The sequence below is a fragment of the Microseira wollei NIES-4236 genome, from assembly GCF_020521235.1.
In the GTDB taxonomy this organism is placed as follows: Bacteria; Cyanobacteriota; Cyanobacteriia; order Cyanobacteriales; family Aerosakkonemataceae; genus Microseira; species Microseira wollei.
The window spans coordinates 57,858-81,069 of record NZ_BLAY01000008.1; the positions used below are offsets into that span (position 1 = coordinate 57,858).

Annotated in this window: 16 protein-coding genes and 1 pseudogene; 10 read left to right on the plus strand and 7 right to left on the minus strand. The window is 43.7% G+C overall.

Going from position 1 to position 23,212, the window contains the following annotated elements:
• Window positions 1-106 precede the first annotated feature (106 nt).
• The 4 genes from MiSe_RS04255 (at window position 107) to MiSe_RS04270 (ending at window position 4,934) form a co-directional block, all read left to right on the plus strand.
• A complete protein-coding gene (locus tag MiSe_RS04255) occupies window positions 107-3,832 on the plus strand; it encodes a pre-peptidase C-terminal domain-containing protein (protein ID WP_226575209.1) in 3,726 nt (1,241 codons plus the stop codon).
• 233 nt (window positions 3,833-4,065) lie between these two features.
• Complete coding sequence (locus MiSe_RS04260; RefSeq protein WP_226575211.1) at window positions 4,066-4,209, plus strand: hypothetical protein; 144 nt, start codon at window positions 4,066-4,068, stop codon at window positions 4,207-4,209.
• Between the two features lie 27 nt (window positions 4,210-4,236).
• Entirely contained in the window at window positions 4,237-4,491 is a 255-nt protein-coding gene (locus MiSe_RS04265; protein ID WP_226575214.1) for a hypothetical protein, read from the plus strand.
• Window positions 4,488-4,934: a type II toxin-antitoxin system VapC family toxin gene (locus MiSe_RS04270; protein ID WP_226575216.1), complete on the plus strand. Its 447-nt coding sequence runs from the start codon at window positions 4,488-4,490 to the stop codon at window positions 4,932-4,934. The genes MiSe_RS04265 and MiSe_RS04270 overlap by 4 nt, the downstream gene beginning before the upstream one ends.
• A 99-nt stretch (window positions 4,935-5,033) precedes the next feature.
• Here MiSe_RS04270 and MiSe_RS04275 read toward each other — a convergent pair whose 3' ends face one another.
• On the minus strand, window positions 5,034-5,663 hold the full coding sequence (locus MiSe_RS04275) for a Uma2 family endonuclease (protein WP_226575218.1): 630 nt from the start codon (window positions 5,661-5,663) through the stop codon (window positions 5,034-5,036).
• 31 nt (window positions 5,664-5,694) lie between these two features.
• Window positions 5,695-5,943, minus strand: coding sequence for a hypothetical protein (locus MiSe_RS04280; protein WP_226575219.1), 249 nt, complete (start codon window positions 5,941-5,943; stop codon window positions 5,695-5,697).
• Window positions 5,944-6,094: 151 nt separating this feature from the next.
• Between MiSe_RS04280 and MiSe_RS04285 the strand changes: the two genes are divergently transcribed.
• Entirely contained in the window at window positions 6,095-7,192 is a 1,098-nt protein-coding gene (locus MiSe_RS04285; RefSeq protein ID WP_226575221.1) for an alkene reductase, read from the plus strand.
• A 19-nt stretch (window positions 7,193-7,211) separates the two neighbouring features.
• Here MiSe_RS04285 and MiSe_RS53640 read toward each other — a convergent pair.
• A pseudogene (locus MiSe_RS53640) lies at window positions 7,212-7,484 on the minus strand (RNA-guided endonuclease TnpB family protein); the annotation flags it as partial.
• Between MiSe_RS53640 and MiSe_RS04295 the strand changes: the two are divergent.
• Together MiSe_RS04295 and MiSe_RS04300 are read left to right on the plus strand one after the other, a co-directional pair.
• The gene (locus tag MiSe_RS04295; RefSeq protein WP_226575258.1) at window positions 7,485-7,631 is read left to right on the plus strand and encodes a hypothetical protein; all 147 of its coding nucleotides are present in this window, start codon (window positions 7,485-7,487) and stop codon (window positions 7,629-7,631) included.
• A 109-nt stretch (window positions 7,632-7,740) separates the two neighbouring features.
• Window positions 7,741-8,739, plus strand: coding sequence for an adenosine kinase (locus MiSe_RS04300; RefSeq protein ID WP_226575223.1), 999 nt, complete (start codon window positions 7,741-7,743; stop codon window positions 8,737-8,739).
• A 299-nt stretch (window positions 8,740-9,038) separates the two neighbouring features.
• Here the strand turns inward: MiSe_RS04300 and MiSe_RS04305 are convergent, their stop codons facing one another.
• On the minus strand, window positions 9,039-16,682 hold the full coding sequence (locus tag MiSe_RS04305) for a LamG-like jellyroll fold domain-containing protein (RefSeq protein ID WP_226575224.1): 7,644 nt from the start codon (window positions 16,680-16,682) through the stop codon (window positions 9,039-9,041).
• 556 nt (window positions 16,683-17,238) lie between these two features.
• Here MiSe_RS04305 and MiSe_RS04310 point away from each other — a divergent pair.
• The 3 genes from MiSe_RS04310 to MiSe_RS04320 are packed head-to-tail and all read left to right on the plus strand — an operon-like array spanning window position 17,239 to window position 20,649.
• The gene (locus MiSe_RS04310; RefSeq protein ID WP_226575226.1) at window positions 17,239-18,795 is read left to right on the plus strand and encodes an iron uptake porin; all 1,557 of its coding nucleotides are present in this window, start codon (window positions 17,239-17,241) and stop codon (window positions 18,793-18,795) included.
• Window positions 18,796-18,812: 17 nt separating this feature from the next.
• Window positions 18,813-19,433: an FMN-dependent NADH-azoreductase gene (locus tag MiSe_RS04315; protein WP_226575228.1), complete on the plus strand. Its 621-nt coding sequence runs from the start codon at window positions 18,813-18,815 to the stop codon at window positions 19,431-19,433.
• Window positions 19,434-19,440: 7 nt separating this feature from the next.
• On the plus strand, window positions 19,441-20,649 hold the full coding sequence (locus MiSe_RS04320) for an MFS transporter (protein WP_226575230.1): 1,209 nt from the start codon (window positions 19,441-19,443) through the stop codon (window positions 20,647-20,649).
• A gap of 348 nt (window positions 20,650-20,997) precedes the next feature.
• Here MiSe_RS04320 and MiSe_RS04325 read toward each other — a convergent pair whose 3' ends face one another.
• The 3 genes from MiSe_RS04325 to MiSe_RS04335 all read right to left on the minus strand — a co-directional run bounded on the left by MiSe_RS04325 (window position 20,998) and on the right by MiSe_RS04335 (window position 23,185).
• Window positions 20,998-21,219, minus strand: coding sequence for a hypothetical protein (locus MiSe_RS04325; RefSeq protein WP_226575232.1), 222 nt, complete (start codon window positions 21,217-21,219; stop codon window positions 20,998-21,000).
• Between the two features lie 20 nt (window positions 21,220-21,239).
• Window positions 21,240-21,809 (minus strand): phycobiliprotein lyase, encoded by a 570-nt coding sequence (locus MiSe_RS04330; protein ID WP_226575233.1) that lies wholly within the window; start codon window positions 21,807-21,809, stop codon window positions 21,240-21,242.
• A 170-nt stretch (window positions 21,810-21,979) separates the two neighbouring features.
• Entirely contained in the window at window positions 21,980-23,185 is a 1,206-nt protein-coding gene (locus MiSe_RS04335) for a glycosyltransferase family 2 protein (RefSeq protein ID WP_226575235.1), read from the minus strand.
• Between the last annotated feature and the right edge of the window lie 27 nt (window positions 23,186-23,212).

The following is a 23,212-nucleotide window of genomic DNA, read 5'->3' on the forward strand; positions in this document are numbered from 1 at the left end:
CCAAAGCTAATAATGAGGTTAAGGATAAGGATCAACAAGCTGGTTTTAGAAGGCTATTTTTGGGGAAATCAAAAATACAAATTAACAAATATCTAGAGAGGAATTTATGGAAAGTCTAAATTTTCTTGATTCTCAAACAAAATCCCTGTTTCCAGAAACATTGGATCAGCTTGTCTTGAGCGATCCTATGAGTCCTCGAAATTTCTCAGCAAGCTTGGGCATCCCCATCGTCAACGCTGAGCTTAAGGTAATTGAGGTAGCACCCATCGCTACTTATCTAGGTGGAGAGAGTTTAATTTTTCCACACCAAAGCTTTCTTGGGAGCCAGAACACTCAACTAGCAACTGCCGGGACTGACCCTTTGATTGGCAATGCTGGCGTCAATACCGAAGTAATTTTATCAGAAGCGATCGCAACTGCTACATCTCAACTTGCCAATTTTGTCAACCAACCAGAAAGCCTTGATGGAATGCATTTAGCTTTTGGAGATAATTGGCAAGCTGAGCAGGCGATCGCCTTAGTTCAAAGCTTGGCAACTGGCGCAGCCTTACCGAAAATTGAAATTATCCCTATAGCAGAATTAAGGGCAAATGGAGCATTTGCTAAAGAAACGAATACCATCTATCTCGCTGCGGAATTTCTCAGTGAAAATGCTGCCAATATGGACGCAATAACCGGCGTAGTGCTGGAAGAGACAGGACATTTTCTCGACTCTCAACTCAATCGGGTAGATTCTCTAGGCGATGAAGGAGCAATTTTTGCTGCCCTAGTTCAGGGTAAACAAATCGCTCCTGGAGAACTTTTAGCTTTAAAAGCAGAAGATGACAGCGGCACTTTAACCTTAAACGGTCAAACTATCCAGGTAGAACACTCGTCAACTGAACCCGGAGTCTTCACCGTAGGCGACACGGGTGAGGTAACCATCGATTTTTTGACGGATTCCGGCAGTTATACCGGAGAAGTCGGCATTTTCAGCCTGAAAGGGATGGAGGGGTTGGCACGGGAGTCTGTTGCCTTTATCCAAGAAGCAGCGCGTCGTGTTTTGAGTAATTCTAACTCGGGTTATGTCGTAATTTCCGATGGATCTGAGGGAGGTCGATTCACTGGTGAACTGGGAGAAAGCAATAGAAATGAAGGTGAATATCGCCAGGTGAAGACCTTTGCCATGAATCCCGACGAAGAGTTTGCGATTATGCTGGTGCCGAATGGCACCTTTGGGGAGATATTGAATAACCCAGCCATTGAAGGGGATAAGCGTCCTCTGTTCTCCATCGCCGCTGCTAACCCTGGTAATGCCGTCCAGATGGGGCAACTCGTGGGGAAGTCTGTAGATGGCGGTACCTTTGCGTTCGAGGATATAGCGCTCGATGGAAAAACAGACCAAGATTACAACGACCTGATCTTTGAACTCAAGGGTGCAACTGGGTTTGCAAAACAGCTGAATGAGTTGATTGCAGCGGATAAACAGTGGGAGAACACAGAATTAGGTCAGAAGTTGAGAAATTTTGCCGCCGAGGAGTTGAGTACAGCTACAGACTTGGGTACTGTGACCAGCAGTCAAAATTTGACTGGCTTCGTGGGAAATGATGACCCGACGGATGTCTACCGCTTTACCCTCGGCAGTGCCAGCAATGTCAACTTTACCTTAAGTGGGCTGAGTGCTGATGCTGACTTGGTACTGATTCAGGATGTCGATGACGATGGCGTGTTAGGTGAAGACCTTCACATCCAGGAAGCCGAAATCATTGGACTGTCTGAATTAGAAGGTACGGCTTCCGAGACAATTGATACGCTTTTGCAAGCGGGTACTTACTTTATCCAGGTGGAGCAGTATGAGGGCGATACGAACTATAACCTCGGCCTGAATATAACACCGTTCGCGCCACCAACAGACACGGCTCCCAATACCATCCCCACTGCCCGCAACTTGGGTCTGATTGGTGGGACTGTACCCGCTATCAGCGAGTATGTGGGGAGTGCTGATACGATTGACTATTTCAAATTCACCCTTAATACCCAAAGCGATCTAGAGTTGGAACTGAGCGACCTAACTGGAGATGCCGATGTCCGGCTGATTCGCGATGCCAATAACAATGGTGTGGTGGAGGATGAAGAGGAGATAGATTTCTCCGATGCCATAGGGGATGATGATGAGTACATTTTTGCCCCGGATTTAGCTGCTGGCGACTACTTTATTGAAGTTGAGCAGTTCGATGGTGAGGTAACCTACGACTTACTTCTGAATGCAACAGCTTCAACTACTCCCCCAGATCAAGATGATGATAGTCTGAGTACAGCCACGAACTTGCGTATTGTCAACGGGACTGTATCCACGATTACTGACTGGCTGGGTGCCCGTGACCAGCAAGACTTCACAAAGTTCACACTTCCCGAAAATGCCAAGGTCACTTTATCCTTGAGCGGACTGAGTGCTGATGCTGATGTCTACTTAATTCAGGATGCTAACAACGATGGCAAGATAGATGGTCAGGATATAATTGCTGCTTCTGCTCTTAAGGCAGGCGAGGAGAAAATAATAGTCGATTTGGCTGCGGGTAACTACTTTATCAAGGTATTTCGTGCTTCTGGGGAAACGCGCTACACCCTAAGCCTGTCATATCAACCAATCCCACAACCCCCAACGCCAATAACGCCGCCAGTTGGTCCGAGTCTGCCAAAGGTGTCACCGGGAGATCCTCGACTTTTGGCTCCTTCTACTAATTACAACGCGAGCGGAACTGTTAGTGAGACCCAGCTAAGTAGCTTCTACATATATCAAGCGACTGAGCCTGGCATTTTCACAGCCAACCTGTCGGGTTTGACTGGCGATGCTGATATACGACTGATCCGGGATTACAACAATAATGGTTTGCTCGATCCGGTTGTAGACCGCAACGGCAACGTATACCTTGATAAAGATGAGGTTGAGATAGTTGCTTGGCAACCGAATCGGAACAATAACAACGAGTCAATTCGTGCTTTCCTAGAGCCGGGAGTGTATTTCCTCGAAGTGAACTCGCCCTTTAAAGCAACAACTAGCTTCAATGTCGCTAGTACCTTCACACCTGCTGCTACAGATACTCTGGCGTTTAAAATAAACCTCAATTTCACCGACGCAGCGCGGACTGCCCTTAGCATTCCGCACCCAAATGGGCAAACTCTCCTGGAGACTGTGCAAGCAGCCGCCGATTATTGGTCGCGAGTGATTTCCTACAGCAGTTTCCAGAGACCACACACTATCAACGTTGAGGTCAATGCTAAGAATGAGGGTGCTAGTACACTGGCTTATGCTGGACCAAGCGTAAGCTCTTCAGATCCAAAAGATTTGAACAATCGCTCTATGTCTTTTAGGGGTAGTGCTACAATCAACACCTTCCCAAACATACTTCAGCAATATCAAAATGATGTGCGGTACTTATATGAAACCATGATTCATGAGTTCGGTCATGTTCTCGGCTTTACGGGTAGGAGTCCCAAACAGCTTAAGGAAAAAGGAGTTTTCCCAGTCTCATGGAACGACCGAAGCTTAGTTGACGTTTCTGACCCCAACAATCCACTCTACAAAGCCAATACCTTTGCTGGCATTGCTTATGGAGAACTACTAGGCACCAACGTACCAACTGCTCTCCCGGTTACACGGGGTCAAGGCCAAGGTTCTGATTACGCTCACTGGTGGAGAAAGATCTTCAACGAAGAGGCACAGGTTGAGTCAGGCGAAGCAGGCAACCCAGAACGATTTTCCACAATCTCGATCGCCTCTGCGAGAGATCTCGGTTATAACGTCAACTACGGTGCTGCTGAACCATACACTCCACCAAAACAGCAAGCATAAATGTCTTTGGAGGTACGCAAAGTTGCTTGATTGATCGGGCATTTGTGGTTGAGACTTCGCATCTCTATCAGGACTTACGCAAAAAAACCCGGTTTCTACGAAAAATCGTGGGTTTGGAGGAGCGAGATTGACGCAGAAACCGGGTTTTTGGTTCTGCGTGCGTAAGTCCTGTCTATCACAGCAGGTGCGATCGCGTCTGTAATTCCAGCCAAATCTCGTAAGTGCAAAGTCTTGTGCCTACTCAAACAGCGATCGCTCTCCATTATCTGATGTGCGCGATCGCTTCAGCAATCTCAGCAACATCTGTCACACCAGTGGGGACGCTTAATGTCAGAGCGATCGCAACAGTAAGGGCGTTAGCTCTGGTTAATTTATGATTAAAGAGAGTCGAAAGATGATTAGCCATGAGCATTAAACTTGACCTCAAACCAGAAACCGAAGCCCTTCTGATCGCGCAAGCCACAATGCAGGGAGTCTCTGTCAATCGTTATCTAGAATCCTTAATTGAAAGCCATTTGGCGACCCAAGCAGAACCCGAATGGAAAGCGATCCTCGATCAATTGGGTAGAAGTCCTTCTCTGGCGAAAGCGCCGCCATTATCAGATGAAGCAATCAGTCGCGAAAGCATCTACCAAGAACGGGAAGATAGACAGCTATGAGTTATCTGGTAGATTCAAACGTTCTGTTGCGCTTGGTGTATAGATTCGATCCAATGCATGGAGATGCTGAAAATGCCTACACGATGCTGCGCGAGCAAAATCAAGTACTTTGCGTCGTACCGCAGAACTTGATTGAGTTTTGGGCAGTGGCAACGCGACCCACAAGTGCAAATGGATTAGGATTAACAATAGAAGAAGTAGCCCATGAAAGTTCACTTCTGAAGAGTCTGTTCACTTTAAAATCCGATACACCTGAAATTTATACAACCTGGGAACAATTGGTTATCAAGTACCAAGTTAGAGGAAAACAAGTTCACGATACAAGACTGGTGGCTGCAATGGTCGTTCATCAAATTAGCCATCTGCTCACCTTCAATACCGATGATTTCAAACGATTCACTGAAATTACCACAGTCGATCCTCGTCTGATTTCAGGCTCCTAATAGCTGTAACTTTTTTTAACAAAGGTTCGAGCGTGAATCCTTGCATCAGCAGAGTAAACATTCAAGAATATCTAAATTATGTAGTAAGATAGCCATTACTCATTGCTCAATTTGACTCTTAACCCAATCGCGAAATTCGGCTACTAATTCTAAATAATCCTTTGCTTCCGCTTGTTGTAAAAATCGGTTAATCTCCGATATAGCTAAATTAGGAAAAGCTAGACTTTGATTAGAAGTGACATACTCTTGATTTTGGAGAATCTTTATACTAAAAGATTTGACGTCATAAAGCCATATTTCAGGTACTCCCATATCTGCATAAACTTGAAAGCGATTTCTAGAACTACTGGTAATATCAATTTCAACTACTAAGTCAGGGGGCGGATCGGTTTTTAAATCAATCCTTTTTTTACCTTTAATCGCGTTTATATTTTTGATGTAAAAACATGCGTCTGGTTCAGATCCACTGAGTTCTGTTACTTTAAAAGTAGTGGAACCACAAGGTGCAATTTTAACTTTTAACTCTTGAGCTATGGTTTTAACAAAGTCACCCAATACTTCCTTGTAGTTTTCATGTTCGTAGGATGGAGCCATAATTTCGAGATAACCGCGATTATAGGTGAGGCGCAATCGGCGATCGCTCAGTTCTTTTAGCAAGGTTTCATAAGTCTGCCAACTGATACCGGATAGATGGATTATTTCTGCTGGTTGAGCAATCGCGACAGTCATAAGTTTACTAAGTTAGGATTGAATTGTTAATTCAAAACGTTCTCCACAAATCCCCCATCAAACTCTTACCCAGAAAATCCAGAGGCTCCCAGATGTTCTTTAAAATTACCTCTGTTCTCCTACCTAATCTAGTCTTTTGTTGAACGGATTGAGTTGGCTGGACAGGTTGAGATTGTGGTGTAGTCGAAGTAGACTGAGAGTTTTGTGGTTGAGTTGGCTGGAGAGGTTGAGATTGTGATGTAGTCGAAGTAGTAGACTGAGGATTTTGTGGTTGAGTCATCTGGGAATCCGCTACGTTGCAGATATCCTTCAATAGTATCATTTTTTTCTAAATTTTACCCCTGATGGATTAGTTTCTATTGTTTCCAGAGGCACATCTGTAAATGCAAGCAGGGAGCTATGATGATTCTGAAACTTCCAGATAGAACCCTATGAATACCGAAAATAATCTTTTCTCTTCCGTTCAACTTGGTGCTTATACTTTACCCAATCGCATTGTAATGGCACCGATGACTCGCCTGCGTGCTGTTAATTCAATTCCCAATTCTTTAATGGCAACATACTATGCTCAACGGGCATCCGCTGGTTTGATTGTTACTGAATGCACGATGGTTTCTCCTCTGAGCAATGGATACATGAATTGTCCGGGTATTTACTCAACCGAACAAGTCGAGGGATGGAAACAAGTTACGGAAGCCGTTCATGCTAAAGGTGGCAAGATTTTCTTGCAATTGTGGCACAGCGGGCGGGTGAGTCATCCTGCCCTGCTGAATGGGGAATTGCCCGTTGCGCCTAGTGCGATCGCATCCCCAGGCTCTCTCCACACTCCCATAGGCAAAGTAAATCTCGATACACCCCGTGCCTTAGAAACTGAGGAAATCCCAGAGATTGTCGCACAGTTCCGCCAAGGCGCAGAAAATGCTATGACAGCAGGATTTGATGGCGTTGAATTGCACGGCGCGTTTGGCTATTTAATCGACCAGTTTCTACAAGATGGCTCGAATCAACGTAGCGATATATACGGCGGTTCGATTGAAAACCGCGCCCGATTTTTGCTGGAAGTGATGGACGTGGTGACAAGTGTTTGGGGAAGCGATCGCGTCGGTATTAAACTTTCCCCCAGCAACACTTTCTACGGGATGCAAGATTCAAATCCCAAGGCAACTTTTAGTTATGTTATCGATGCCCTAAATCGCTATAATCTAGCTTACATCCACTTGATGGAACCGAATGAGAGCGATTTAGCAACGCGGGAAGTTCTCAATCCAGTATTGCCGATTTTCCGTCCAATTTACAACGGTACAATTATTACCAATGGCGGCTACGATAAATCTAAGGGAAATACAGTCATTGCTGCTGGCGATGCACATTTAGTTTCTTTTGGCAAGTTATTTATTTCCAATCCAGATTTACCTCAACGCTTTGTCGCAGATGCAGAATTGAATGCGCCAAATCCTAAAACATTTTATGGGATGGGAGACAAGGATTTAGAGCAAGGTTATACTGATTATCCAGCATTGGCTGTGTAAATGGGCGGGCAAGATGCCCACCTTTTTTGTCGGTGAAAGCGATTTGTTTCCGGTTTTCGGAAAGCTTCCAGCCAGAAGTTTTGTAATCTACAGAGCGGCAATTTTTCTTGAACTTTGGGTAACTTTTCTTGCCGGGAATGGACTTCCTGCAATTGTCGTAGAATCTAGCAATTGAAGCATATGCCCACTCAATAGCAACTTGGCAAGCATGAGAGTTTAAGGCATTTACAAACGGGAAATCAGCTCTATATTGAGTTGTTTTCCCTTTAGCCTTGAACTCTAGAAGCATCATTTGACGTGGAACAACTCCTACGGCAAACAGCATATTATAAATCAAGCCGTCCTAGAAAGACAGGGCTTGTATCCCAATTATTTTTGGTCAAGGTCTCGGACTCGCGATCAACAGCTTGAGGCGATCGCCATGATGCTGCTGGCTTAGGATGCCGATTTTATTGAATGGGGAACAGGTTTGATACCATCGAAAAAGACGTTATGGTTTACATTAGGTGAGCAGCTGCTGAGTATGAGTTTGTTAATTGAGGAGTGTTATGACACGCTACAACGTATACGGGCTTGGGAATGCCCTGTTAGATATTGAATGTGAAGTTGAACCCGATGTGTTGCAACACTTGGGCATCGATAAAGGGGTGATGACGTTACTCGATGAAGACAGTCAAAATAAAATTTTAAGCCATCTGGATGGTTCTGCGACCAAACGAACCTGTGGCGGTTCAGCGGCTAATACGATGATTGCGATTAGTCAGTTTGGTGGCAAAGCTTTCTACTCCTGCAAAGTCGCCAATGATGAACCGGGCCAATATTATCTTGAAGATCTACTGCGCTGCGGAGTGGATACGAACCTCCAGCATCACACCCCTGAACCGGGCATTACTGGAAAGTGTCTGGTGTTTGTCACCCCCGATGCGGATCGCACCATGAATACTTTTCTGGGGATTTCCTCAAGCTTCACGGACGCTGAGCTGATGCCAGATGCGATCGCAGCATCTACCTATACCTACATTGAAGGGTATTTGGTCACTGGGGAGCATAGTAAACAAGCAGCCATCAAAGCCCGAGAGATGGCAACGGCGGCGGGGCAAAAGGTTGCACTGACTCTCTCGGACTTGAATATGGCGAAATTTTTCAAGCAAGGGTTGCTGGAGATGATTGGCCCTGGCGTTGATTTTTTGTTTGCCAATGAGAGTGAAGCCTTCCAAATGGCAGACACCCAAGATCTCAACACTGCGATCCAATATCTGAAAACGCTGACAAAGGGATTTGCCATTACTCGTGGACCCAAGGGTTCTTTGATTTTTGATGGGGAACAGCTGATTGAAATTGCCCCATTTCCAGTGAAGGCGATCGACACAGTTGGCGCTGGAGATATGTATGCGGCAGCCGTCTTGTATGGGATAACCCATGGGATGGATTGGGCGCAAGCAGGTCGGCTGGGGTCGCTGGCTTCCGCTAAATTGGTGACAACCTTAGGGGCGCGCATGGCGACGGCAGATGTGCAGGCTTTATTAGGGGAGTTGCAGGCAGTCTAAACCTTGCTCTCGGATGAGTACGACTTTACATACGCAGCATTGGCGGCGTAAATCTAAACATAAGGCTGGCAGGATGCCCACCCCACAAGAGATGCCCAATCCTTGTGGAGTAGGGGCGGGTTTTACCAATCATATGATGTCCGGTCAATGGCCCGCAATAAAATTGTTTGTAGTAGGGACTTCAGTCCTTCCGAGAATCGCGGCTCAGGACTAAAGTCCTTACTACGAACATATAATGGGTGATTTGTCGGACATGATATCAATCCGCTGTCAACCCGCCCTGACTTACTCAGCGAGTATTACACTAATTTCTCCTTGAGTAAAGCCAGAATTTTATCGAGTTTTTCTTCCAGGGCTTGCTGTTTTTTAGTTAACTTCTTAATTGCGTCGAGTTCTTCTTCTTTTTTGAGGGAACGAAGATCGCGACCAAAGCCCATTAAAGCTGGACGTTCTACATAAGTAGCACGGTGCAGCACTCGCCAAGCTTTGTTGGGTTTACCTACCATTACCTGGCGTAAAGCGCGGGCTTCTTCGTCGTTACTTTGCAGCCATTCTGGGTCAACGACATAGTTAAAAAAGTCGTAGAAATTGCTGTTACTACCCTCGAGATAGAAGCTCATAAACCGATAGCGATCAACTTTTTCTCCAGGTATAATTGGGGAATCGTTGTAATCAGTAATTCCCTTACTTTCAACCCCGCTAAGATCGACATTTAATTCAATTCCTTTACTGCGAACCTCTGTTTTAGTCATGGTTTGAGTCATATTCACAGTGACTAAGGCAGTTAATTCACTATCAAGTGGTCCGATGTCAAAATCTCCGTAAAATCCAAACCCAGCCTCTAAGGTAAAGGAGCCACCAATAGTGTGTTCTACTGAACCAGCAAAACTTTGCGCTTCCGCCCGTAAACCACCATCTGCATCCCAGACATAAGTGTTGACGATATTGTGCTTTTGGGAGCGCTTGAGGATATCTTCCATGCGCTTTTGCCAACCTGCGAAACTATCGGTGGCGTGGTTACGTTTTTCTATATCGTCAATCTTAGATTTAATTTCTGCTTGCTTTTTCTTAGCTAATTCTGACCGTTTTTGGGTGTCATTTTCTAAGTCTTGGTTTAATTTCTCTAGTTGCACTTGTTTGGTAGCTTCTTTTTCGGCTTCAGTGGTGGTGCCAGTGGTGGCTTTATCTTCTTCTCGTTGCAAGGAAATACCAACAGGAACTTCGCCACTACCAACTTCTCTGTCTAAAGAAGTTTCATCGATCAGTCTGACATCAAACTGGGAAAAATAGGATTCCCGCCGCTTGTCTTCTCGTTCAATTTGCTGTTTAAGATCGTAGGCTTCTTGGAGACGATAGTAACTGGCGGGATACAAAGATCCGTACTGATTTCGCATTTCGGGAACGTGGCGGAAGAAGCGATCGCTAGTAGCATTACTACCTGTTAAGCCATCCAAACTACCATTCATGGTGTAAGTGGGATTGATTAAGAAAGTGATGGTATTGACATCTGGGGAAATTCCCTCAACCGGCTGAACTTGATAACCAACCATTTTGCCACTACGAGCTAGTTTGGTAATAAATACATCTGCCAAACTGGAAATCACCAACGCATAGCCAACATTTTTGGGAATAAATCGTTTACCCAAGTGAGAGAACTTAGCAGATGTTTCTTGGGTTCCTCGTAATTCTAATTTGTCAGTCATTTTTGCCGAGGAACTAGAAGTAATATTACTTTCGTTGATGAATTGGTAATTGAGGTTAAGGTTGCCTGATCCGCCAACAATTGCTCCTGCTTTTTTCAGAGTAATCGCACCTACGCCCCCACCTGTCAAAACTTGTGTATCCACGCCAATAAATAGGTCAATAGTTGAACCTAAACCGCTTTCTTGCGCTCGATTCCAGCTAAATTCTACATCTTCTGATATGGTGAGTTCGACGGAAGTTGCACCATTATAATCGTCTGATTCTGTCAGGTTTTCGCTAGGAATGGGAGGTGGTCCTTCTATATAACCCAATAAAGTAGGCGCAAATTGAGCGTTACCAATCCATTTCAGATTGAGTTGTTCAATCCGTTTATCGGGCAGTAAGTTAACACCATTGAGGGCGGGGTAAGCAAAGAAACGCCGCATTAATGCAGATTTGCGTCGGGTGATTGGATCGATGCTAACCGTACTGTATTCGCAACTAACTAAAGCACTACTACCAATTGGCAGGGTGTTGTCAGCAACGACGATCGCTTCATTCACCGTACCAGAGTTACTACCTACAACATCGGGAGTCTTGAGTGCTGTACCTTCGGGCTTAGTTTCACTCAAAGGTAAGTAAAGCACCAGATCTGTTTGTTCTTTGGTTAGGGGTTCGTTCATCGCTGCTTGAATTTCTTCTATGGTGCGGGCTTTTTTCCACAAGCGAAATTCAGCCATTTTGCCGTTGAAGAAACCATCTCCTGTCCAATTACTCTTGCCGATGTAATTGCTAGTCCGATTGACATTATTGGGAAGATTGATTTGTCCGCTTTGAATTAGTTGCCCATCTTTGTAGAGTTTGGCATTACCTGCTGCATCCACAGTTCCCGCTAGGTGCATCCATACACCTGTTTGCAAGACTCCAGATGCTTGAATTTGAGTTTCTACAGAACCCCGACGAATATATAAAGCGAGATTGTTTGTCTTGCCTGGATTTGCGAAAACGATATTCTCTTGATCCCTACCGATGCCCAAATCCATCACCCGCGACCAACTATTGAAGCTGTTGTAGTAAACCCAAGCTTCTACGGTTAAACCTTGGGAAAAATCGGCATTCAAGGCAGGTAGAGAAATGAAATCATTCTTACCATCAAACTGGAGAACTTTACTTCCCAGGTTGCCAATTACGGCGGTGCAATTCCACCAAATTGCGCCTTGAATTGTGCCGTTGCGTCCGCTACCTGTAGCATCTCGAACTTCTGTGCCTGTAGCTTCATTGAGTGGGTAATATCCTAGTAGTCCTGGTTCATTGCCACTGAGCAATATCTTACTATTAATTTCAATTTCTTCTTGCTTCAATGCCATTGCCCAAATCCGGACTTCTGCTAGTTTTCCGAATTGATGACCGCCAGTTTTTTGATTGCCAATAATTTGGATTTGTCCGATACTGCGGCCTAAAATGGTTTCAAATTTCGGCGTACCAACTATAGTCGCATCCCGTTTGCTTGGACCTGAATCTTTAGCGGCATTGTTAGCAAATGTCCAATATCCTACTAACCCATTTTGTTCGCCTTTGAGAGTTTTGCCAAAATCGGATTGAATTTCTTCTTGAGTGCGGGCGCGATTCCAGATTCTGAAATCTGCGATCGCTCCATGGTAGTAACACCGATCTTCTACTGCAAGTCTGCCTACTTTAACTTGGGCTGTTTTGGGCAAAGGTTTAGTTTTCCCTGTGGCAGTATGCCATAAGATACCATTCCGGTAAATTGACATTTCTCCCAAACCAACACTTTTTACAAATGCCCAGTGCGTCCAGGTTCCTTCATATTCAGGTTGTTGGGCAGCTTTTTCAATCCGGTCAAAATCTTTGCCATCACTCCCACAATCAAAGTAAATTATGCCGTTAGACCAAGGTAGATGTATGTTTAAAATCCGCCGATTTTTATCATCAACTGCTTCAATTATTGATGTTTCTTTGGGTAGTGAAGTGTCACCTTTTGCCCAAAAACTAATGGTAATTTCATTACCAACGGGGATACTTTCCGGTGCTAAAACTAGATGTTCCTTCTGTCCGTTTAAGCTAATTGATGGTTTAGCGACAATTGTCTCTCCTACTTTTTGTCCGTCTATATAGAAGGTAGTGTTAGTTTTATCGCCTGTACCTTTGCCCATCGCTATGAGATGATGCCAGCCCGAAGATAGATTTTCCAAGCTGTAGCCACTATCATGGAAGAAACCATTAATCCGAGTTCCTAATTGCACTTGGTTGTAAACTACAATTTGGTTATCAATCCCATTAGCATCGCTGACTAAAACGCGCCAAGTTAGGTTGTCATTAAAGGGATAGCAAAACCAAGCTTCAACTGTCCATTCTTCATTAATTAAAATCGGAGCGTTTAATTCCACTAAGCTGTTAGTGTTATTGAAGTTGAGACAAGTTCGCAATGGTTCGGGCATCCATTGTTCAAAGGCAACATTACGGCTATCTGAAGTAGCATCATAATTTGTTAACCGCATTCGTCCTTGAGTATCAAAGTAACTTAATTGGACGTTACCTTCGCAAGTTTCTATGGCACTGATGCGGCTACCCGTTCGGACAAATTCTAACATTCCTCCGGTGGTTTCTAGTCCAGCTTGGGAGCCTTTTGTTACTTTATGCACTACTGGCATAGATTGAGGAGTTAGCTGAATATTTTTAATTGCTGCCAGCAATTTAGTGTTGAGTTGATTCAGTTCATTTCGCAACTGATTGAGTTGATTATTTACATTGGCTAGCTGTGCTTCTAATTCAGCTTTCCTGGAAACTCCCATTTGCAAGAAAGCTTCAAGAAGAGCTATTTGTTGTTGGATTTTTTGTAATTCAGCTAGTTTTTGACTCCAAGCAGCTTCGGCATCATTAATTTTGCTAGGATAGGCAACCATCTCGGTTTTTTCTAGCTTCCAAGATAGTCGCCAATTATTTTGATAAGTGGCAACTATGACGTTGGTAGGATGATCCCGATATAGGTAACAATCGCTGCCATAACCATTTTCTGGATTTAAGCCATTTTTGAGCAGGTAATATCCATTACCTTGGTTTTCTAATTTCCAAAATTGCCGCCAATTGTTATCTAATGTAGCAACTGCTACATTAGTCGGATGTTGGCGATGGAGATAACAATCTCCACCATAGCCATTTTCTGGACAAAGACCATTTTTGAGGCGGTAGTATCCGCTATCATCTAATTCAAATTTCCAATATTCTCGCAAGTTTTCTTCGTAGTTAGCAACTTGGACATTGATAGGATGAGCGCGATACATATAGCATTCCGCCCCATAGCCATTTTCTGGATTTAAGCCATTTTTGAGCCGACACCAGTAATTGAGGGGATTATTTTTTTCAGCTTGGTAAATATTGCGTAGAGATGCTTCTTCAAATACCAACCTGAAACCGAGTTCTTTCAATGCGTTTAACCGTTCCTGAAGTTTAGGAATTGAAGCTAGTTGCGCTAATTCTTTTTCTAGCCGCAATTTTTCTTTGAGTAGGCGAGATTCTTCACCTTCTTTACTGGCGAATAGTTTTGAGTCTTTTTCTAAAGCTGCATAGCGATCGACAATGCTAGTTAAAGTCACTGTATCGTTGTACTTAGCTTCAGTAATTGCATCAGATACTAAGCGGATGCGATGCTTGCGAATTTCTAGCGAGTTCCAACTTCCCCGCACTTGAGCAATTTCAAAACAGCGCAGCATAGAAATGTTTTCCGGTACGGTAAAGCGACAAGAGGCAAGATACCAACCATCACCCAAATTTTGAAATTGATTCTGCACTGCGGAAAAGGGGATTTTTTCTTCAGCACTGCGGCTAGTTTTCCCCCAATAAGACATCAAGAAAATCTTATTGCCTAAGTTATCAACGTTATTGATATCTATGGCTGTATTGCTGTTGACTTTGAACTCAAAGCTTTCTTCGTAGGTTTCTTGTTGAGTAACAGCAAATAATTCTGGATTGCTGTATTTAACTACCAGTGATGTTTGGGAAGCAAGACTGCGGGGTAGGGTAACTCCACCTACATAAGCGCCACCGTAGACGATGCCATCATTAGCATTAACGGAAAAATCTGCTGTTTTGCGTTCTTTACCTTCGGCGATCGCGCCTAAACGCCAGTAACCTACTAAACCGACTTCTTTACCTGTCAATTGTAGGTGCATAGTATTTTTAACTTCTGCGGCAGTGCTGGCTTGTTTCCAAATGCGAACCTCGGCTATTTCACCCTGCCACAATTTGTCTACTTTGCCGATGTAATACTCACTACTCTCATTGGTGTAAAACTCTTTAGGGGCTGGTTGAGTAGCAAATAGTTCGCCATTGCGGTAAAATTTATATTCCGTTCCTTGCTTCACCCAAGCAATATGAATCCACTGATTTGCTGCATTAAAGAAATTATTTACTATCCCGGCATATCTGTTGCCTTCAACACCATAAGAATCGTAATGCAATCCGCCATTACTTTCTGATATCCACAATCCGGGTTTGCGATATTTATCGCCTTGTTTGCCAATAAATCCGTGATAACTTCCGTCGTTAATTACCGCAGGTTTTACCCAGAGTGCGAGCGTGAATTCTGTATTGTTTACAAACGGATCGTTGATGGCAACAAAATCATCTTTACCATCAAAAATGATGCCGCGACGTTTCCGAGATTGCAGTTTGATGTTGACTGCTTCTGCTGTTCCCCACAGGCGTTCTAGCGCAAAGCTATGACTATTAATTTTGATGACAGGATAGGTATCGTTTAGGCTTTGGCTACCAATAATCTGCACTTCATCGCCATTTTCTAGACCGTGATTAAAAGCTTTAATCTGCAATTGACCATCTGCTGTAATTTGATAGCTGCTAATCTGACCATCAAAAATTAGATTTTTATCTTCTTCTTGCTTTTCCCAAAAACCTAATTCGCTACTCGACCATTTATTGTTGATGGCAAAGGTATTAGCATCGATATGATTGACTTGATATACGCCGTTATAACTCAGCGTACCTTGAATTTTTACCTGCTCGCCATCTTTTAAATCTACCTCTGTATCCGAGATGATTCTGATTTTATCTTCTGCTTCTTCAACAGGATCGTCGCTACCTCTTTCTATACCCATAATCTTGCCTTGGGGTGGCATAACTCCGGCGATAGATTTAATTTCGTCCAGGGTATTTAAAGGTAATAAAATCTCCCGCTCATTACTGCGAAGTACAGCTGAGTTTGGGGTTTCGTTGATTTCAGATAAAGTTCCATCAGAGGCGATCGCAAAACTTATTGCTGCTGTGCCTTTATCGGTGGGAACTGCCAGCATTAAACGGCTAGTTGTCCTAATTAATTGCAGATCTCCGCCAGGAATTTTCTTTTCTGTTTGTAAGTCGTATTTTGTGGCACTCAATCCATCAGTAACTTTAGCTCCAGTAAAATCGAATGTACGTTTGATAATCCCGGGAATGCTGCGATAAATTAATCTTTCATCATCTGATGATTTTGGTTCTAATAAGGTATAGTCTTTGATCTCAAAAAGTCCCTCTTCTGAAGTCAGAATCGTAGTCAGTTCAACTTTTTGATTGCTGCTATTATAAGCAAAAATATGCCAGCGATGCCGATCGTTTTCTTTGGTAGGTACTAGCACTACTGTAAACCAACCATTTTGCAGGTTATTTACTAAGCACAATTCTGTAGTAGGTTCATAAAAGGAATTTCCGTCTGGATCTCGGAAGTCTAGGGAATCAACGTTTTGCAGCGCATTCCCATTTTTATTCATGCTTTCACTAGGTTGATATTTCTGTTTGCTGCGCTTAAATCGTACTTCTAGTTTCCGAGTTAATTTATTAGTTAGCCCATCCAATACGAAGCGGTCTACTAACAATGTATTACTCTTAGATTGGCGGAAAACATATACATGACCGAGGGCTGATATTAATTGTACAGGTGCTACGGCTGATTGGTTCTTAGTTTTGTAGCACGACTTAATAATAAATTGAGTAGGCGTAGCTTTAACTGTCAGTTCTTCCGCTTCTTTATCGATTACTGATTTATCATCTGTTTCATCGGGAAAGATTAATTCTTGCCAATTTTCCCATCCTGTTCTTTGCTCGGCTGGCACATTAAGATAACTATCTTCAAAGCCATCTTGCTTGACTGTATACCAGATTTTGCCATCACTATCTGTACCGAATACAACCACTTTGCTTTCGTGGCTAATGGTATTGATATGTTGAATTTTAGCTTTTTGCAACAACATAAGCTCAACTTCCTTTTTCGACTAAAACAACTACTAAATCTGCCTCTCTTTTCTAGAAATGACGCAGCTCAATGCCTTTGACATGAGGTCTAATAGCATCATCTTTCTATCTATTGGCATGTTTATTCTAGATGTTAGTAGGTAGCAAATATAGTCCTACAACACCCTAAAATGCCTAGAGCCGATATTGTGAGAGATGATATTAATAGGAAAATTAATTTTTTCCCGTCTAAAAACATACCATGGAGAGCAAAAATAAATTATTAATAAATAAAAATAAATTTATATTTATGTAATTTATTTTTATCTTAAGTAAAATTCGCTAATTCAAAGCGTAGCTTTAATTAACGTGAGTTCGACCGTCGATCCGACGGGAAAATCGATGTAGACACCGCCGATAGCGATCGCAGTAAAGCAGGGGGTTAAAATTAAACGACCTACTCTACTCAGTTAAATTAGGGTAATTTTTAGCAACACTTGTAGCGTGCGTTAGCCATGCCTAACGCACCAAATACATGGTATAACCAAAAAATATAGGTGCGATCGCGCAAAAACAATGACGCCAATTTCTAAACTTTTCTCAAGTGTATTCTGTCTCTTATTTCTCGCAGGTAAAACCCCAAAAGTACTAGCTCAACCTACCGCAGATGCGCTAATTGGTCAAGTTACTTCGGTCAGCCAATTAGAAGATATCCAGCCAACTGATTGGGCGTTTCAAGCACTCCAATCGTTAGTTGAACGGTATGGCGTAATCGAAGGTTATCCTGACAAAACTTTCCGAGGAAACCGAGCAATTACCCGCTACGAATTCGCCGCCGGTTTAAATGCAGCGCTAAACCGAATTAACGAACTAATCGCCACAGGAACAGAGAATTTAATTGCTAGCGAAGACTTACTAACCTTACAGCGACTAAGGGAAGAATTCGCCGCAGAATTAGCGACATTGCGGAGTCGAGTTGATACCATAGAAGCACGCGCGGCGGAGTTAGAAGCAAATCAATTTGCTACCACAACAAAGCTCACAGGTCAAGTAATTTTTGCCGTAAATGCAGGGAGTATGAATAGCCGAAGGATAATCGCTCCCAGAGGCGCAGTTATTAGCGAAGATGACCCGAATCCCACCGTTATTTATCGAACCAGTTTAGATTTAAACACCAGCTTTCACGGCACAGATTTATTAAAAGTTAGATTAGTAACCGGAAGCGATGGCATTACCGATAACGCTGCCGGATTTTTGGAACCTAACTTAGGAAGTACTTTAGACTTCTCAATTCCCGGTCGCGATGGTCGATTCAGTTTAGCCAGATTATACTACAGTTTTACGCCTATAAAAGACTTAAAAATTACAGTTGGACCAGCGCTAGTTGCTCCAGATTTTGTAGACAAAAATCGCTATGCAAATACCAGCTTTCTGGACTTTTCTACCTTAGCTTTAGTTAATAACTTTATCCTACTTCCCAGACCAGGGGGCGCAGGTATTGTTATCGACTGGAATCCGGGAGGAGGTGCGGTAAAATTACGAGGACTATATGTTTCTGGAGATGCAGCAGATAGGTTACCCGAAAACGAGCGATTAATTGGTGGCGGCGCACCTGAAAATATTCGGTTATTTCCTACAGCGGGTGGAGATGCTAAAGGCGGTTTTTTTGGCGATCCTTACCAAGGATTTTTAGAACTAGAATATGCTCCGAGTAAAAATTTTTCCCTGCGCCTCCAGTACAGCGGTGGCGAGATATTTGGCAGCAATTTTAATGGATTTGGTATCAATTTTGACTGGGCGCTGAACCAGAAATTGGGTATATTTGGACGATATGGTTATGCGACCTATCCCGATACCAGTTTGGGCGATATTAGCCCGAATTATTGGAGTGCAGGACTTGGGTTTCGAGACTTGTTTGTACCGAAAGCTTTAGCAGGCATTGCCGTTGGTCAACCTTTAATTGAAAATGCGGTTGGGAATGGGACTCAAACGAACTTTGAAGCGTTTTACAACTTTCCCTTCAGCGATAGATTGCGGGTTACACCCTTAATTCAGGTGATTACCAATCCCGCGAATCAAGAAGCAAATGGTACAATTATCACTGGCACGTTGCGAACAGTTTTTTCATTCTAAAATCGAGAGTTAATTGTATGGCAAATATTCTGCATATTGACAGCAGTCCGCGTGGCGATCGCTCTCACAGTCGGACTCTCACCGGGGAATTTATTACTGCTTGGAAATCTGCCCATCCTAACGATAATGTAACCTATCGAGATATCGGACGTTCTCCCGTTCCTCACGTAGATGAACCTTGGATCGCAGCTAGCTTTACTCCCCCCGAAGATCTTACACCCGAACTCAAAGCAGCAATTCAAATTTCCGACGAACTAATTGATGAGTTTTTGACGTGCGATCGCTACATTTTAGGCTCGCCCATGCATAACTTTGGCATTACTTCAACCTTAAAAGCATACTTCGATCAAATTGTCCGCGTTGGTCGTACTTTTGCCGTCACAGAAAATGGCTACGAAGGCTTAGTAAAAAACAAGAAAGCTTTAATTATCACTTCACGCGGTGGCAGCTACCCCCCTGGAAGTCCAATGGCACAATTCGATTTTCAGGAACCTTATATCCGAGCAATCTTTAACTTTATGGGTATCGCAGATATCAGTTTTATCCATGCAGATAACATTAGCATGGGAGATGATGCCCGTCAGCAGTCGTTCGCGGCGGCGCGGAATGCAATTAAAACCATAGTAGATACTTGGTAAAGGCGCGATGAACCAGCAAAATCCTAACTCAATCCTAACCAAAGCTACCTTGCTCCTCGCCAGTACTTTAACCGTAATGTCAGGCGCAACAATTGCCCCCTCTTTACCTGCAATGCAAGACCATTTTGCATCGGTTCAAAACGCAGATATTTGGGTCAGATTAGTCTTAACCGTTCCGGCTTTATTTATTGTCATCGGTTCGCCGATTGCTGGTGTAATTGTAGATCGACTGGGACGCAAACCGCTGTTAATTGTCTCTGCTGTATTGTATGGTTTTGCCGGAGGTTCGGGTTACGTTTTAAACTCTCTATTTGCAATTTTAGGCGGTCGTGCTTTACTAGGTTTAGCCGTTGCTGGAGTGATGGTAAGCGCTACTACACTAATTGCAGATTACTATATTGGACAAGCTCGCGCTACTTTCATGGGATTGCAAGCAGCATTTATGGGATTGGGAGGAGTTTTGTTTCTCTCTGCTGGGGGTTCGCTTGCTTCTGCAAGTTGGCGCTATCCATTTTTAATTTATCTCTTCGCTTGGCTTTTACTGCCTTTAATTTTGATATCTATTTACGAACCGCGTCGCGTTAATTATGCGGAATTGCCAGGAGGAAATCAATCTGAAATTAATGCTTCTATACCTGTGAACCTGCTGATACTTGTTTATGGCGTGACAACGCTTAGTCAGGTGATTTTCTATTTAATTCCAGTCCAATTACCGTTTTATCTCCGCAGTTTGACCAATGCTACACCAGCACAAAGTGGGATAGCGATCGCATTCTGTACCCTCTTTAGCGCCTTTGCCTCTTTAAGCTATGGCAAAGTAAAAGCAAGGCTGGATTTTGTCAGCATTTTACCCGTCATTTTCGGCTTTATGGGCATCGGTTATGGGATTATTGGTTTAGCGGGTAACTATGGGTTGATATTGTTAGGTTTAGCCACAGCAGGTTTAGGATTGGGACTGCTAATGCCTAATATGACCGTATGGGTATCTTTCGCCGTACCAGATGCGGTGCGAGGACGCGCTTTAGGAGGACTTTCTACGGCTTTATTTTTAGGGCAGTTTCTTTCACCAATCCTGACTCAACCTGTTAGTCAAAATGTCGGTTTGGGGTTGACTTATGCTTTTTCCGGCGCACTGCTTTTAGTTTTGGGAATTGCTTTTACTGTTACGAAACAGCAAGTTATCGCTTTAACTGCTGTTTCCAAACCCGTGCAGTAGGGGCGGGGTTTACAAACAATATACCTCTGGCAAAAATATGTGAGGCGGGCAGGATGCCCACCCCACAAAACCAGAAAAATTATTGTGGGGTGGGCGTCCCGTGAGGCAGGCAGGATGCCCACCCCACAAAACCAGAAAAATTCTTGTGGGGTGGGCGTCCCGTGAGGCGGGCAGGATGCCCACCCGACAAAACCAGAAAAATTCTTGTGGGGTGGGCGTCCCGCCCGCCCTTTAAATCGTCTCAAAAGGACTTTTGCAACAGGTCTAATCTTTAATACCTAGATTTTCGACTTCTCTCAGAAGTCGGGGTTCTAGGTGTTATGGTCGCCCCTTTATATACACCCTAGATTAATCCTTCTCGTCTTTCTCATCCTTGTCATCATCTTCTTCATCCTTTTCATCTTCCTCATCAGCTTTATTACCAGCATCGCTGGGGCGATTTTGTAGCTGCTGCTGCGGATTATTTGGCGGACTGGGGGAAGGCGCTTCTTTTTCAGAAGCGCAAGCACTTGTGTAGACAAGCAAAACAAACGCTATCAACCGCACAATTAGGTGAGTTTGACTCCTCATACCCTTTTAATATTGATAAATTACGAAGTTGTTTCGTGAATATTATCAGATGACTGGATGCGTTTTTCTAAATATTGACCGATCATCAATTGTTCGCCAGCACGAGAAATAATGCTTTGTCGCGTGCGATAGTTATTGCCAATCAGTTTTAATTCTTCCTCAAATACAGAATCGTTATATTCTGTCTTTAAACACAAAGTTTTGGCATTGGTGAAGTAATATTGCGCGGTGACAGGTTTGGATGTGGCGAAACCGCGATCGCGATACACTATTTTTCCCAACACCCCAAACAGCGTCGAACCCTGGGACTGTTTCCGATCCGTTACCGAATCCTTGCTGTCCCAGGTAATTTTCGCCCCACAAGTCAAGGATACCTCATCGCCCAGACCGTGCAGTTGCGCCAGTTGCCCTAGTTCCTCGCTTCCTCGTTCCAGAAACTTGATGGTAATAAAACTTACCATCTCCTGCGTTTTTCCCTCGGGTAGCGTGTAGTACCGACGTTCTGAACGCCAATTACCCTGCGATTCTTGGAAGAACTCGGCAATTAGCTGCTCTCCATCGGTCTGTGTAATTTGTATCAATGATGTCACTGGGGTCAATCCTTATTCATCGCCATCTATATCTACATTGTACCAATGCATAAAATGGGAAATTAGATAAATTTCGTAACTTTTTTTAATAGTCCTTTGCTAGGGGGGGACGGAGAGGGAAAAACAGACCATTAGCAATTAGCCATTAGCCATTACCCATTACCAAAAACTTAAAAATCTATCAAAACAAACTTGCGAATCGGGATTCGTTTATTTTTTTCTGGCTCGGATAAAGCTGATTTGATTACCAGCTTCCATGCAGCAGGTGAAGAAAGGGATGGTAAAGCTAGTTGGACAGCTGTCAGCAACTTTCCTTGCTTGCACGCAACCCAGCTAGATCGCAGTTTCATATAAGATTGAAAATGTTGCAGGTTTGGCAGAGCAGCCCGATGCTTTTCGTTGGTAATGGCGTACATTTTTGCCATTACTAATAGGTTGCTATCTAGATTTTTTTGCAACCACGGGGGCTGCTTGTAACGGAAGATAATTGCTTCGATTAAAAGCTGCCAAGCCTGTCGAGATAATAGGGCTGGAAACACAAATTTCATAGAAGTAAGATAAGCTTTTTGTTTCAGCGCAACCAAGCTCCAATGCAACTTGACATAGGCGCGAATCGCCCCAATTTCTGGAATTAATGCGCGGTGATTTTCGCTGACTAAGGCGTGGATTTTTTCCTTGATTAAAATATTGGTTTCTAGCCGCTTTTGCAGAGAGAACTTTTGATTGTAACCTCCAGGCCAAACTGTACGATAAGCCAAACATTTATTAATAAAAATCGCATCTCCAAACTGAGCAATTCTCAGCCAAGAATCAATATCGTCAAAGTTGGCATCTAAACTGGAATCCCAACCCCCAGATTGAATAAACGCATCGCGGCGGAAGGCTACTTGAATCGGCGTACCAAATGGAATTTGCTCCAACAGCATTCCATAATGGATATCTTCTTGGGGGATATAAAAAGCTTGCCCTGGTCCCATTTTACGGGTGCGGTTAATTTCCACTTGATTGACATCGACTTGGGCAGCTTGACAAGAACAGATTACAGCTTCCCGGCGTAGCGCGATCGCTCGCATCATCTCCTTGATACAATTCGGGTCTAAATAATCATCGTCATCCACCGGCTTGATCCAATCGCCTTGCGCCACTTGCACCCCAGCATTCACCGCAGCTGCATGACCCATATTCGTGAGGTTACGATGGTAGGTGACGCGAGATCCCAAGCTGCGGACATAATCTTGGGTATCATCCGATGAGCAGTCATCCACCACCACCACTTCACAGGGTACAGTTTGGGCAAGAGCAGATTCAATGGCTCGCTTGAGAAACGACAAGCGGTTATAGGTCGTGATGACGATACTAAATTTCATCTGGGTCATTAGTAGAAAACCCCAGCAATAGGGTTG